At 74.5% G+C, this 13,858-nt stretch carries 13 protein-coding genes; 7 read left to right on the top strand and 6 right to left on the bottom strand.

Going from position 1 to position 13,858, the window contains the following annotated elements:
- Positions 1-37: 37 nt before the first annotated feature.
- Both UIS43_RS11385 and UIS43_RS11390 read left to right on the top strand, forming a co-directional pair.
- Positions 38-667: an HAD-IA family hydrolase gene (locus tag UIS43_RS11385; protein ID WP_117197754.1), complete on the top strand. Its 630-nt coding sequence runs from the start codon at positions 38-40 to the stop codon at positions 665-667.
- Positions 668-810: 143 nt separating this feature from the next.
- On the top strand, positions 811-1,269 hold the full coding sequence (locus tag UIS43_RS11390) for a GNAT family N-acetyltransferase (protein ID WP_013154549.1): 459 nt from the start codon (positions 811-813) through the stop codon (positions 1,267-1,269).
- A gap of 557 nt (positions 1,270-1,826) precedes the next feature.
- On the opposite strand, the gene UIS43_RS11395 is transcribed toward UIS43_RS11390, so the two are convergent.
- Positions 1,827-2,612, bottom strand: a complete 786-nt coding sequence (locus tag UIS43_RS11395; RefSeq protein WP_013154551.1) for a class I SAM-dependent methyltransferase — start codon at positions 2,610-2,612, stop codon at positions 1,827-1,829.
- A gap of 73 nt (positions 2,613-2,685) precedes the next feature.
- Positions 2,686-3,642, bottom strand: coding sequence for an AraC family transcriptional regulator (locus UIS43_RS11400; protein WP_013154552.1), 957 nt, complete (start codon positions 3,640-3,642; stop codon positions 2,686-2,688).
- A gap of 175 nt (positions 3,643-3,817) precedes the next feature.
- Between UIS43_RS11400 and UIS43_RS11405 the strand changes: the two genes are divergently transcribed.
- Together UIS43_RS11405 and dctA are read left to right on the top strand one after the other, a co-directional pair.
- Positions 3,818-4,648, top strand: a complete 831-nt coding sequence (locus UIS43_RS11405) for an NAD-dependent epimerase/dehydratase family protein (protein WP_071622614.1) — start codon at positions 3,818-3,820, stop codon at positions 4,646-4,648.
- A 468-nt stretch (positions 4,649-5,116) separates the two neighbouring features.
- A complete protein-coding gene (gene dctA / locus UIS43_RS11410) occupies positions 5,117-6,646 on the top strand; it encodes a C4-dicarboxylate transporter DctA (RefSeq protein ID WP_013154554.1) in 1,530 nt (509 codons plus the stop codon).
- 219 nt (positions 6,647-6,865) lie between these two features.
- Here the strand turns inward: dctA and UIS43_RS11415 are convergent, their stop codons facing one another.
- On the bottom strand, positions 6,866-7,381 hold the full coding sequence (locus UIS43_RS11415; protein ID WP_370013246.1) for a hypothetical protein: 516 nt from the start codon (positions 7,379-7,381) through the stop codon (positions 6,866-6,868).
- 5 nt (positions 7,382-7,386) lie between these two features.
- Positions 7,387-8,712 carry an MFS transporter gene (locus UIS43_RS11420; RefSeq protein WP_013154556.1) on the bottom strand — a complete coding sequence of 442 codons (1,326 nt, stop codon included), beginning with the start codon at positions 8,710-8,712 and terminating at the stop codon, positions 7,387-7,389.
- 70 nt (positions 8,713-8,782) lie between these two features.
- On the opposite strand from UIS43_RS11420, the gene UIS43_RS11425 reads away from it, so the two are divergent.
- The 3 genes from UIS43_RS11425 (at position 8,783) to UIS43_RS11435 (ending at position 12,518) form a co-directional block, all read left to right on the top strand.
- On the top strand, positions 8,783-9,778 hold the full coding sequence (locus tag UIS43_RS11425) for a GlxA family transcriptional regulator (RefSeq protein ID WP_071622616.1): 996 nt from the start codon (positions 8,783-8,785) through the stop codon (positions 9,776-9,778).
- 361 nt (positions 9,779-10,139) lie between these two features.
- A complete protein-coding gene (locus UIS43_RS11430) occupies positions 10,140-10,748 on the top strand; it encodes a hypothetical protein (RefSeq protein ID WP_013154558.1) in 609 nt (202 codons plus the stop codon).
- 252 nt (positions 10,749-11,000) lie between these two features.
- A complete protein-coding gene (locus tag UIS43_RS11435; RefSeq protein ID WP_013154559.1) occupies positions 11,001-12,518 on the top strand; it encodes a VWA domain-containing protein in 1,518 nt (505 codons plus the stop codon).
- Here the strand turns inward: UIS43_RS11435 and UIS43_RS11440 are convergent.
- Together UIS43_RS11440 and UIS43_RS11445 are read right to left on the bottom strand one after the other, a co-directional pair.
- Positions 12,445-13,320, bottom strand: coding sequence for a cytochrome c oxidase assembly protein (locus UIS43_RS11440; protein ID WP_071622619.1), 876 nt, complete (start codon positions 13,318-13,320; stop codon positions 12,445-12,447). The two genes, UIS43_RS11435 and UIS43_RS11440, sit on opposite strands and share 74 nt — an antisense overlap.
- Before the next feature lie 3 nt (positions 13,321-13,323).
- Complete coding sequence (locus UIS43_RS11445; RefSeq protein ID WP_019607947.1) at positions 13,324-13,824, bottom strand: DUF2243 domain-containing protein; 501 nt, start codon at positions 13,822-13,824, stop codon at positions 13,324-13,326.
- Between the last annotated feature and the right edge of the window lie 34 nt (positions 13,825-13,858).

The raw sequence follows: 13,858 nt of genomic DNA on the forward strand, positions 1-13,858 counted from the left end.
CCTGGAGTGCCTGGCGGGAACCGGACGAGGGAGTGACGTGGGCGGCTACGACGAGGCGACCGTGCTGTTCGACCTGGACGGCGTGCTGGTGGACTCCACGGCGAGCATCCGCGCGGGGCTGACCGCGTGGGCCGTGGAACGCGGCCTGGACGTCGGCGCGGTGCTCGAACACCACCACGGGCGGACCGACGTGGACCTGGCCCGCCTCTTCGCCCCGCACCTGGACCCGCTGGCCGAGGCGCCGCGGATCGAGGACCACGAGGCCGCCGCCGGGGACGGCGTCCGGGGCGTGCCCGGCGCACGCGAACTCCTGAGCGAACTCGACGCGCACGGACGCCCCTGGGCGATCGTCACGTCCGGGAGCGACCGGATCGCGCGTTCGCGGATCGCGGCGGCGGGGCTGCCCCTCCCCCGCGTGCTGGTGACCGCCGACCAGGTGGCCCGGGGCAAGCCCCACCCGGCCCCGTACCTGCTGGGAGCCGAGCGCATGGGGGTCGCCCCCGGGCGGTGCGTGGTGGTGGAGGACTCCGTGAGCGGCGTCCGCTCCGGCCTGGACGCGGGCATGCCCGTGGTGGCCGTGGCCTCCACGACCGACCCCGGGGACCTCGCGCACGCGACCACCGTGGTGGCGGACCTCGAAGCCGTGGCCGCGCTGCTGTTCCCCTAAGCCCCCCGCCCCGGACCGACCCCGCCCGCGCCGCGGGCGAGCGCTCCGGAGGGCCGGACCCTCGCTCCCCCGGAACCGCTCGGGGCGGGCCCCGGCGACCGCGTCCGGCGGCGCCGGAACACCTGACGACGAACGGAGCACCCTTGAACGAGGGCATCACCATCAACCGGGCCCGCGCCGAGGACGTGGCGGCGATCGTCGCCATGCTCGCCGACGACGAACTGGGCGCCCGACGCGAGGATCCCGGGAACCCGGCCCCCTACCTGGCGGCCTTCGAGGTGATCGACGCCGACCCGCACCAGTTCCTGGCGGTGGCCCGCCGCGGGGACCGGGTGGTGGGAACCCTCCAGCTGACCTTCCTGCCGGGCCTGTCCCACCGGGGCGCCACCCGCGCCCAGGTGGAGGCGGTGCGGGTGCACTCGGACGTGCGCGGCGGCGGTCTGGGCACCGACCTGCTGGCCTGGGCCGAGGAGGAGGCCCGCCGCCGGGGAGCCGCCATGCTCCAGCTGACCTCGGACGCCTCGCGGGAGGACGCCCACCGCTTCTACGAGCGGTTGGGGTACACCGCCTCCCACGTCGGCTTCAAGAAGCGGCTCGGCTGACCGTTACGGAAGCCTGGCCGCATCCACATGAGACGGACAGCACGGGTCTTGGCCGGCACGGGTCGCTGATCGCATCGGGGGCACCAGCGGTTTCTCTCCCCTCGTCCGTCCGGGGGCGTGGCCGTACCTCACCCACCAGCGGAGTTCCACACCCCTGCGCTCGATAAGGCGCGATATTCGCTGTGAGGTTGGACCATGTCCGATAGCGGGCTTCCGCTTCCCTTTCCCCGCCAGTTCCGCTGCGAGCACACCCAGTCCAAGCATCGGGTGCTCGCCCTCGTCTCAGACGACAACGGCACCGCATACCTCCAGGCGGTTCTGAGTCGAGCAGACGGGAAACTTGCCCGCCGCGCCGCTCATGCCCTGGACGCCGCCCTCGGCAAAGGTCCTGGAAGTTCCGTGCACAGCACGTGTGGGGACGTCGCCGCCGAACTCCCCCGCGCCCCCGCCGCTTCGTTGCGCCAAACCGTGTTGGCCTCGGGGACGCCCCTACGATGTGTCGCCCGAAACCGTGACCTGGAGCAGCCGGACTCCCTTGCGCGGGCACCGGCGTGCGGCTACGGCGTCCGGCGGGCCAGGTGGAGCCGCGTGACGTAGGGGACGCGCACGTTCCCGTCGGGGAAGTGCGCGGCGACGAGCTCGGTGAGGGCGGCCCGGGTGCGCTCCTCGCCGATGTCGCGGACCACGGCGGCCATCCTGCTGGAGGACAGCGCGCTCCCGACGAAGCCCGCGGTGTCGAGTTCGCGCGTCCAGGCGGTGGTGAACTCGGTGGCGTTGGAAAGGCCGTCTTGGGCTTCCATCTCGGCGACGGTGTCGTAGGCGCGGTAGTCGCGCCGGTAGTCGTCGCCGTACTCCTCCATCAGGCTCTCGTGGGCGTCGACGAACGCACTGGCCGTCCAGTCGCGGTCGTTGTTGAGGACCGCGACGGTGCCGCCGGGCAGGAGCAGGCGCGCGGCCTCGGCGTAGAAGGCGGGCCGGTCGAACCAGTGGACGGCCTGTGCGGCCAGCACGAGGGAGGCCGACGCGTCGGGGAAGGGGACCTCCTCGGCACGGCCGTCCACGTACTCGACCCCGTCGGGTTCCTCGGCGGCGGCGGCCCGCATGGAACGCCCCGGCTCGACGCCGACCACACGAGGATCCGGACCGAAGACGCGGCGCAGGGCGCGGGTGGAGATGCCCGTCCCCGCGCCGACGTCGAGCAGGAGCCAGGGCTCGGGCCAGGAACTCCGCTCACCGGCGAGGACGTGGGCGCGCAACCGGTCGAGCAGGGCACGGGGGTATCCCGGCCGGAAACGGCGATAGCCCTCGCTGAGCTGGTCGAACGCCTGGGTGCTGTCGGTCATCGCGTCCCCCTTCTGCCGTGCCCTGGCCCCGGGTCTCGGGAAGACCTACCCAACCACGTGGCTCGGGAACGCGTCAGGCCTCCTGCGGCACGCGTTCGGCCCGGGCGGCCCGGTACGCGGACGGGCTCGCGCCCGTGTGGTTCTTGAACGCGGAACTGAACGCGAACGCGCTCCCGTAGCCCACCCGTGCGGCCACGGCCTCCAGGCCCAGCCCCGGGCTGGCGGTGAGCAGGTCGCAGGCCACCGTCAGCCGCCAGGTGCGCAGGTAGGTCATCGGAGGGGTGCCCACGGCCCGCTGGAAGCGCGCGGCCAGGGTGGCGCGGGAGACCGCGCACTCCCCCGCCAGGGACTCCAGCGTCCAGGGGTCGGCGACGCGCTCGTGGACCAGCTCCAGCGCCCGCGCGACGACGGGGTCGCTGCGGGCGGTGAGCCAGTTGGGCGCGCTGTCGGGGTTGTCCTCCAGCCAGGCGCGCACCGCCATCACCAGCAGGCAGTCCAGGAGCCGGTCGTTGAGGCTGGTCTGGGCGACGTGGCCGGTGGTGATCTCGCGTGCGAGCAGTTCCACCAGCGCGGGGTCGACCCGGCCCTCGGGGAGCACCGCCAGCGACGGCAGCGCGGCCAGGGCGAGGCGGCCGACCTCGCTGTCGTCCAGGTAGGCGCCCACGACCATGGTGTCGGTGCCGTCGGGGTCGTTCCCCCAGGTGCCGACGCCGTGGCTCATGGACACGTGGACCTCCGCGCCGTCGCGGGCCACGCACCGCGCACCCGGCAGAGCGGTGACGGTGGGCTCCCGGCCCGGGCTGTCGGCGATCACGTAGGGCTCCGGGCCGCGCACGAGCACCAGGTCGCCGGGACCGGCCTCGGCCTCCTCTCCGTTCGCCGCCACCCAGGCGCGCCCGGAGGTGACCACGACCAGGGTGAGCGCGGCCTCGTCGCGGATGTCGATGCCCCAGGGCGGGCTCATGACGGTGCGCAGGGTGAAGGCGCCGCGCGCGCGTGGTCCGTCCAGGAGGTGCACGAGGGGGTCCATGGCCTCACCCTAGTGACGCGGACGGGGGCTCGGGGCTCTGCCGCCGAACGCGCGGGCTCCTCCGAGGGGGCCGCGTCCGAGGACAGCGGGGACCGCGCCGGATCCAGACGAACGCTTATGCACACCAGCGTTCTGGCTATGTTCCGTCCGGCCCCCGGCTGGTGGAGTGGGGGACATGACCACACAACACGTCCTCGTCACCGGCGGCACCGGCATGACCGGCCGCCGTGTCACCCGCCTGCTGCGCGAGCACGGCGCCGACGTCCGGGTCGGCTCCCGCTCCGGTCGGCCCCGCTTCGACTGGCACGAACCCGCCACCTGGGACGCCGTCCTGGAGGGGGTCGCCTCCGTCTACCTGTGCTACCACCCCGACCTGGCCTTTCCCGGGGCCGACGAGGCCGTCGCCGCGTTCGCCTCCCGTGCCGCCCGGAGCGGCGTCCGGCGCGCGGTGCTGCTGTCGGGCCGGGGCGAGGAGGGGGCCGAGCGCGCGGAGCACGCCGTGCGCGGCGTGTTCCCCGACCTGACCGTGCTGCGCTGCTCGGTCTTCGCGCAGGACTTCTCCGAGAGCTTCCTGCTCGGGCCGGTCCTGGAGGGCACCGTGGCCCTGCCGGTGCCGGACGTGCCCGAGCCGTTCGTGGACCTCGACGACGTCGCGGAGATCGCGGCCCGGGCGCTGACGGAGGACGGGCACGCCGGTGAGCTGTACGAGCTGACCGGGCCCCGGGCACTGACGTTCACCGAGGCCACCCGTCTGATCGGTGGGGCCGCCGGGTACCCCGTCGCCTGCCGCCGGGTCCCGCCGGAGGAGTTCGTCGCCGGGGCGGTCGCCGCGGGGCTGCCCGGGGAGGTGGCCCGGGGGCTGACCGAGCTGTTCGGCGAGATCCTGGACGGCCGCAACGCCGAGCCCGCCGACGGGGTCGAGAAGGCGCTGGGCCGCCCGGCCTCGGACTTCGCCGAGTACGTCCGCCGGGCCGGGGCCGCCGGGGCCTGGAGCCGCCCGGTGTGAGGGCCCCTGTACGAGGGCGCCCGGCACAGAGGGGAGCAGCGCACAGGGGTCCGGCACGAGGGCGCTGGGCGCGGGGGCGTCGGCGCGGGGGCGTCGGCGCGGGGGCGTCGGCGCGGGGGCGTCGGCGCGGGGCGCCCTTCCAGGGCTTGTCCGCGTTGTGAGCCCGCTACCGGATCTGTTGCCCTCCGTTACCGCCAGCCGAACCGGAGACCGGCGTCAACGCAGGTCAGGGCATCCTCCGGTCACAGGCGGGCCGACCATCCCCGCCACGCCCCTCACAGGGAGCCACCGGTCCTCGCGAGCACCCGGACACACGAGCACCCTCAGTGAACAGAAATGCGGTGCCGTACCACCGAAAGTGATCAAATGTCAGGTAAACCTTAAGTTTCCCCCTCGTGGGTTGGCCGTTACGCGCCTCTGGCGTGAAGGTTCCTGTGACCCGCTACACAGGACCTGGAGGAGAAGGCCATGCCGAGTCCCGGACGCGCCGCCGCCCCCGGGCAGAGTGCCGACAAGGCACCGCCCAGGCGCAGGAAGCCCATCTACCGTCACCTGTACTTCTGGGTGCTCGTCGGTATCGCGCTCGGCATCGCCGTCGGTCTGCTCTTCCCGGCCTGGGCCGCGGACATGCGCTGGCTGGCCGACCTGTTCATCAAGCTCGTCAAGGTCGTCATCGCCCCGACCATCTTCTGTACCGTCGTCGTGGGCATCGCCGGTCTGGGCAACCTGGCCAAGGCGGGCGGGCTGGCCCTGCGCACCCTGGTGTACTTCACCGCGCTGACCGTGCTCGCCCTGGCCATCGGCCTGGTCACCGTCAACGTCATGCGTCCGGGCGTGGGCCTGAACGTGTCCTTCGACGAGGCCGACGCCGCGGACACCATCGCCGAGGCCGAGGCGGGCGGAACCGGTTTCTCCGGCTTCATCCTCCACATGATCCCCGACTCGTTCTTCTCCGCGTTCGTGGAGGGCGAGCTGATCCAGGTCCTGGTCCTGGCCATCCTGGTCGCCTGCGCCCTGACCATGCTCGGCAGGCGCGGCGAGCCCGCCGTCCGCGCCCTGGACACGATGTCGCACATCATGTTCGGCGTCATCAAGATCGTCATGTACGCGGCGCCCGTCGGCGCCTTCGGCGGCATGGCCTTCACCATCGGCGAGTACGGCGGCCAGGTGCTCAGCAGCCTCGCCTACTTCATGCTCAGCTTCTACGTCACCTGTGTCCTGTTCATCGTCGTCGTCCTGGGGCTCGTCAGCCGCCTGGCCGGGTTCAGCCTGTTCCGCCTGGTGCGCCTGATCCGCGACGAGCTCCTCATCGTGCTGGGCACCTCCTCCAGCGAGTCGGTGCTGCCGCGCATGATGACCAAGCTGGAGGCCGCGGGCGCCAAGAAGTCCGTGGTGGGCCTGACCATCCCGACCGGGTACTCCTTCAACCTGGACGGCACCGCGATCTACATGACCATGGGCGCCATCTTCATCGCCCAGGCCACCGGTTCGGACATCTCCGTCTGGACCCAGGTCGGACTGCTGCTGTTCATGCTGCTCTCCAGCAAGGGCGCGGCGGGCGTCAGCGGTGCCGGTCTGGTGACCCTGGCCGCCTCGCTGGCCGCGTTCGGCGACGTGATCCCGCTGGCGGGCATCGCGCTCATCGTCGGCATCGACCGCTTCATGTCCGAGGGCCGCGCCCTGACCAACCTCATCGGCAACGCGGTGGGCACCCTGGTCATCGCCCGCTGGACCGGCGGCCTGGACCGCGAGCGCCTCACCCACACGCTGAGGAACCCGGACAGCATCGACATGGACGCCCTCATGAGCTACGACAAGCCCGCCGAGGGTTCCGGTGGGGCCGCGGAGGCCTCCGGCACGGCCGGGGGCGACGGCTCGGAGGCCGAGGAGGCCAGGACGGCCGACTCCGACACGGCCGCCGGGGAGTCGCGGACCGCCGACGCCTCCGGTGGGGGAGGCGGGGAGCGGCACGCCCCCGTGGGCGCACCGCGCGGCTGAGCCCGCGCCGCGATACCCGGGCGCGGTCAGCGGCTCGCCGCGGTCGGCGGACGGTCCACCCAGCCGACCGCGGCTCCGGACCGCGGGCCGGACACTCCCAGCCCGTCCCCCGGCCCGTGCCCGGTGTCCGTACGCCTCCCGTCCCTCGTGCGGGCACCGGTTCCCACCGCCCCGGGCGGACCGCCGGGTCCGCCCGGGGCGGTCCGCGTCCGGGGCCGGTCACTCCTTCGCCGGTCCGCGCCGCAGGTAGCGCACCCAGTTCGCCGCGACACCGCCGGCCAGGGCCGGGCACGCCGCGAGGACGAGCGAGGACAGGATCCACTCGCGGGAGCCGTCGGGGCCGTAGACGCGGTTGGCGGCCCCGGCGTCCACGGCCGGGATCCGCGCTCCCTCCTCGCAGGTGTCGCGCCCGGCCGCGTGCAGGTAGACCCCGCGCGGCTCTCCTCCCCCCGCACCGGTGAAGGTGCCGTTGCAGGTGCACGACTCGTGCCCCGGGTGCTGGACGCAGGTGATGCTCGTCGCGGTGAACACGCCCGGTACCCCCTCGCCGCGCGCCGCGCGCAGTCCCTGCTCCAGCCCGGCGAACCCCACGTAGGCCACCAGGGCGGCGAGGACCACCAGCACGGCGGAGAACCCTGGTGACGGGCGCCCGGCCCCGCGGGCCGTACCCGGACCGACCCCGGCACCGGCGCACGCGGGACCCTCGGCGCCGCCCCGGGTTCCGGTGTCCCCCATCGCGCTCACACCCTCCTGCGCTCGTGGTCACGGGCCCCTCCGGACCCCTCGTCCGCGAGGTCGGAGCCCGTGCCGCGCGGCACCCTGAGGGCCAGCATCGCGGCGACGGCGCACAGGGCGGCGCCCGTCAGCCACACCGGCCCGTAGCTTCCGCCCACGTCGCGGACGAAGCCGCCGAAGACCGCCATGGACCCCGCGCCGACCTGGTGGACGGCGTTGACCCACCCGAAGACGATGGCCCCGTCTGCGCCGAAGAGCCGGCGGCACAGCAGGATGGTCGGGGGCACCGTCGCGACGTCGAGCAGGCCGAACACCACGACGAAGGCCGCCATCGCCGCTCCGGCGTCCGGCCCCAGCAGCGCGGGCAGCGCGGCCAGGAGCACGCCCCGACCCGCGTAGTAGGCGACCAGGAGCAGGCGCGGGTCCACCCGGTCGGTGAGCCATCCGGACAGGACCGTCCCCACCAGGGAGAAGACGCCGATCGCCGACACCAGCGCCGCCGCGACCGTGACGGCCATTCCCTGGTCCTGGGCGGCGGGTACGAAATGGGTCCACATGATGCCGTTGGTGGTCGCGCCGCACATCGCGAACGCTCCGCCCAGGAGCCAGAACCGGCGACTGCGCACCGAGGAGGACAGGACCCGCACGGTCCGGCGCGCCGCGCCCCGGTCCGCTCGGGGCCTGTCCACGAAGACCGGGGAACCGTAGGGGCGCTGTCCCAGGTCGGCCGGGTGGTTCCGCAGCACCAGGGCGACGAGGACGATCATGACGCCCGCCGTCAGCACCAGGGTCACGATGGCCGGACGCCATCCGCGGTGGTCCACGATCCAGGCCAGCGCGGGGAGGAACACCAGCTGGCCGAAGGCGCTGGCCCCGGTCAGGGCGCCGATGACCAGCCCACGGCGTCGGACGAACCAGTTGTCGGCCACCGTGGCGGCGAACGTCATCGCCAGTGACCCCGTGCCCGCGCCGACGAGCAGCCCCCAGTAGAGGGTCAGCTGCCAGGCGGTGGTCATGACGAGGGTCAGTCCGGCCCCCGCCACGACGGCGCCCAGGGCCGCCAGGGCGACCCCGCGGACACCGAACCGGTCCATCAGCGCCGCGGCGAAGGGGGCGATCAGGCCGTAGACGAGCATGTTGACCGAGGCCGCCGCACCGATCGCCCCGCGGGACCACCCGTACTCGGCGTGCAGGGGATCGGTCAGGACTCCGGGCATCGCGGCGAAGGCCGCCGCGGCGACGATGGTCAGGCACGCGACGAGGGCGACCAGCCACGCGCGGTGGAACGGGGTGCGTGCGGGCTCTTGCGCGGAAGCGGTGTTCTCGGCCATGGCCTCAGGCTCCTGCGCGGGCACCTTCCCCGACAGTGTCCTGAAAGCCAACATGCGCAAGAATCAGGCCATGAGGATTTTCTCGCGGCCCGGCCGCCACCGCGTGGCCGTCCTCGTCCGGCACGGCCTGCTGCCCATCGAGGCGGGCATCGTCCACCGCCTGTTCGGCCAGGCCCGGAGCGCCGACGGGGAGCTGCTCTACGAAGTCGTCACCTGCGCGCTGGAACCGGGGGAGATCAGCACCGACACCGACTTCACGATCAACGTGGCCCACGGACCGGAGGCCCTCGACGAGGCGGACACGGTGATCCTGCCCGCCGCCGACGAGGACTACGGCGAACGCCCGCACGCCCCACTCGCACCGGCTCTGGCCGCGGCCGTCGCGCGCATCCCGCCGAACGCGCGCGTGGCCTCGATCTGCACCGGCGCGTTCGTGCTCGCCGCGGCCGGGCTCCTGGACGGGTGCCGCGTGACCACCCACTGGAAGTCCGCGGGCTACTTCCGCGCCATGTACCCCGGCATCGACCTGGACCCGGACGTGCTGTACACCGACAACGGGCGTGTGCTGACAGCTGCCGGGGTCGCCTCGGGCATCGACCTGGGCCTGCACATGATCCGGCTCGACCACGGCGCCGCCGTGGCCAACGAGGTGGCGCGCAGCACCGTCGTCCCGCCCCACCGCGACGGCGGCCAGGCCCAGTACATCCGCCGTCCCGTGCCCGCGCCGGAGCGTGCCGCGACGGGTCGGGCGCGCGCCTGGGCCCTGGAACACCTGCACCTCCAGCCGGGCCTGCGGGAGATGGCCCTCCAGGAGGCCGTGAGCGTGCGTACCCTCACCCGCCGTTTCCGCGACGAGGTGGGGCTCTCGCCCGGCCAGTGGGTCGCCCGGCAGCGCCTGGACCGGGCCCGGCAGCTGCTGGAGGAGTCGGACCTGCCGGTGGACAGGGTCGCGCACGAGGCGGGTTTCGGCACGGCGGCGTCGCTGCGCCAGCACATGCACGCCGAACTGGGCGTGTCCCCCAGCGCCTACCGGCGCACCTTCCGGGGCGCACCGGACCCGGCCTGAACCCGTCCGGGGCCCGGAACCCCTGAACGGGGACGCGGGCGGCGGGCCTCCACAGCGGGGAGGCGCCGCCGCGAGGATCGCCGGTACGGCACGCGGAACCGGGCGCGGGCCTCCTCTGGAGACGGCTCCGCCGGTGCCGTCGGTACGGCGTACGGTCCGGAACGGTTCCCACCGGTGCCGGGGGGCGCGGGACGGAGCCCGCGAGAGCGGGATGCGGGGGCGCGGGACGGACCGTGCAAGAGCGGGACGCGGGCACGGAACCCCCGTGGCTGCGCGGTTCGCGGCGTGAGGCGGCTCCGAACGGGTAACGGGGAACCGTGGGTCCTCGCCCACGCCCGCCCCTCACCCCCGGAAGGCCCCCGTGAAGCTCTACGCCGAGTACCCCGTGCGCGCGTTCCTCCAGTTCGCCTCCGACCTGCTCGCCGCCGCCTGGGTGTACGCGTGGGTCAGCGCGGCGCTGGCGCTGCGCGAGACCCTCATGGCCCTCAGCCGCCCCGGCGAACTCATGGTGAGCACGGGCGAGGGCTTCAGCGAGCACATGAACTCCGCCGCCGAGCAGGCCCGCCAGGTGCCCCTGGCCGGGGAGGCCCTGGCCACCCCGTTCACCAGCATGAGCGAGACCGGCGAGTCCCTCACCGCCGCCGGGACCTCCTTCCAGGAGACGGTGGCCTCGCTCGCGCTGACCCTGCCGCTGCTGACCGCCGTGCTCCCGCTGCTGCTGCTCGCCGCCACCTGGCTGCCCCTGCGCGCCCGGTGGGTGCGCCACGCCAGCGCCGCCAGGCGGTTGCGCGGGCTCGCGCCCGAGGCCCGGTCCCGGCTGCTGGCCCTGCGCGCCCTGACCTCGGCGTCCCCGTCCCGGTTGGCCGGTACGCACGAGGACCCGGCGGGCGCCTGGCGCTCCGGTGACCGAGGAACCGTGGAGGCGCTGGCCGCCCTGGAGCTGCGCCGTCTGGGCCTGCGCCGGATCTGAAGCCCACAGCACCCCGCACCCCGCACCCCGCACCCCGCACCCCGCATCGACGAGGGTCGTCCCGGTCGCGCGGCGGCGGGCCCGCACCGGGCCTGACCGGGTGGCGGGGCGGCGGGCCCGCACCGGGCCTGACCGGGTGGCGGGGCCGGACGCGCGGCCCGGAGATGGCCCCATCCGGCCACGCCGGACCGTGCGAACGTCGTCGCCGCTTCCTAGGCTGGAGGGCCACACACCCGACCCCCCGGAGCATGCATGCACCTGTCAGCGCTGTCGGACTTCGACGCCGTCCCCCGGGACACCGAAGACGCCGTGTCCGTCCTGGTCGACATCACCGCCCCCGAACGCGAGGAGGAGACCGAACGCCCGCCCGCGACCCTCCAGGTCGTGCTGGACCGCAGCGGGTCCATGGGCGGAGGACGCCTGGACGGCGCGGTGCGCGCGCTGCTCTCCCTGGTGGAGCGGCTCGCGCCCTCCGACAACTTCGGACTCGTGTCCTTCAACGACCAGGCCCGGGTCGAGGTGCCCTGCGGGCCGTTGGAGGACAAGGCGCGGGTGCGCCGCCTGATCTCCGGGCTGCACGCGTCGGGCGGCACCGACCTGTCCAGCGGACTGCTGCGCGGCGTGCAGGAGGCCCGCCGCGCCGGAGCCGACCGGGGCGGCACCCTGCTGCTGATCTCCGACGGCCACGCCAACCAGGGCGTCACCGACCACGACCTGCTCCGACAGGTGGCGGCCGACGCCTACGCCCACGGGGTCACCACCACGTCCCTGGGGTACGGCCTGGGCTACGACGAGGAGCTGCTGGGCGCGGTGGCCGACGGCGGCGCGGGCAGCGCCCTGTTCGCCGAGGACCCCGACACCGCGGGCGGCCTCATCGCCCGGGAGGCCGAGTACCTGCTGGCCAAGACGGCCCAGGCCGTGTCCCTGCGGGTTCCGTCCGGCCCGCTCCTGCGCTCCGTCTCCGTGGTGGGCGAGATGCCCTCCCACCGGCTCGCGGACGGATCGGTGGTGGTCGAACTGGGCGACTTCCACTCCGGGGAGCGGCGCCGCCTGCTGCTGCGCCTGGAGGTCCGCGGGCTGTCCGCGCCGGGCGCCGTCGCCGCGCTGGAGGTCGCCTACGCCGACCCGGCCACGCTGGACACCCGCACCGTGTCCCTTTCCGTCGAACTCGACGTGGTCGCGCGGGACGCGGCCGACGAGCGGGTGCCCCGGCCCGAGGTGCGCGCGGAGGAGGTCCTGCAGCGGGCGCAGACCGCCAAGAGGAGGGCCAGCGAGGCCATGCGGCGGGGCGACCGCTTCGGCGCCGCGGGTCTGCTGGAGGAGGCGCGGACGGACCTGGCCGGCCACATGCCGGCGGCGCCCGCCGGGGCGGGTGCGGCGGCTCCGCCGCCGGAGGTGCTCGCGCAGATGGAGGAACTGCGGCGAATGGCGGGGATGTCCCGGACCGGCGACGCCTCCCGGGTCTCCAAGTCGCTGTACGCGAGCCAGGCGGGTTACTCGCGCAAGAGCGGCCGTCAGCGTCCGGGGGCCGCGCAGGACGGCGGGGAGCGGGCCGGAGGGGACGGGGACCGGGCGGAGGAGGACCGGACCGGCGGCAACGGGAGCCGGGACGGTGCCGCCGGTCCCGGTCAGGGCTCCGGCCCCGAGGTCAGGGGCGGCCCCGGCCGGGGCTCCGGTCGCGGTCGCCGCGGTCGCCTCATCCGGGGCCAGCAGACCGACGGCGGACGACCCACCCCCGACGAAGTCGCTCCTCCCCCGCGGGAGTCCTGAGGCGGCCCCGCCCGGCTTCCGGACGCGGCCGGGGAAGCAGCCAGGGACGGCACACCAGGAAGATCAACGCGATCTCCACCGGCGCACCGGCGTAGTACATGAGCTGGGCTCCGGCATGGGCCTGTTCGGCGGGCACCCCCGGAGGCGGCACCGCGTAGAGGGACTTGGCCAGGACGTTGTGCGCGGCGACGGCCGCGACCAGGGCGGCGGCCCGCCACGGCGGAGGGAGCCGGTGCGGTGCGGGGTCGGGTCCGCCCAGCACCGCGAAGGTGAACAGGCATCCGGCGGCCAGCACGTGGGCGTGTACCAGGGCGTGCAGGAGCGGGTCGGTGTGCGTCGCGGCGTACAGGCCGGTGCGGTACAGCGCCCACAGGCCTCCGACGCTGAGCAGGCCCGCGACGACCGGATGGGTCGCGAACGCGGCGGGCGCCGACCGCAGAACCCGGGAGAGGGTGCGCGCGGCGTCCAGCGGCAGGGTCCGCAGGGCCAGAGTGGCCGGTGCCGCCAGGACCAGCAGGAGCGGGCCCAGCATGCCCAGCAGGACGTGCCCCGCCATGTGGGCGGCGAAGTCGTGGTGGGCCCGCTCGGCCAGGGGGCCGACCAGGGCCGCCCCCACGGCCGCGCATCCCGCCGCCCAGGCCAGGGCGCGGATCCAGGGCCAGGCCCCGCCCCGGCGGCTCGGCAGGAGCGCCGCGACCGCGTAGACCGCCAGGGCCGCGCACACCAGTGCCAGGACGGCCCACGCGCCGGGAGCGAGGAGGCCGGGGACCGCGGTGGCGGGTTCGTGCCCGCGGTGGTCCACGGGTCAGGCCCGCCCGGGATCGGCACCCGACGCCCCGCGTGTCCGCCTCCGGGACAGGGTCCACAGCGCGACGCCCGCGACCAGCAGTGTCCCGGCGAGGATGTTCCAGGTCAGGTCGTAGGGCACCAGGTTCACGCCGTAGCGGATCTGGTGCAGGCCCATGAGTTTGTGCTGGACCAGCCCGTCGTAGAGCTGGAAGGACCCCGCCCCGGTCAGCCAGCCCGCCGTGAAGGCCAGCCCCCGGAAGCGGCGTTCCCGGCGCAGGGAGGCCACCATGAGCAGGGAGGCCACCGTGGCGAACCAGCTGAAGGCGTGGAACAGCCCGTCCGACACCAGGCCGACGCCGGTGGTCGAGAGGTCGTAGAAGTGGTGCCAGTGCAGCAGCTGGTGGAAGACCACCTCGTCCACGAACGCCACCGTGCCCAGCCCGAGCAGGACGCCCGCGGCCGTGTTGCGGCCGTGCGCCGTCGGCGGTCGCGCCCCCGCGTGCGCGGATGCCGTCATGGACGCCTCCCTGGGTGTCTTGGCCTCTTCCGGG

It is taken from the genome of Nocardiopsis sp. LDBS0036, assembly GCF_041228755.1.
Lineage (GTDB): Bacteria > Actinomycetota > Actinomycetes > Streptosporangiales > Streptosporangiaceae > Nocardiopsis > Nocardiopsis dassonvillei.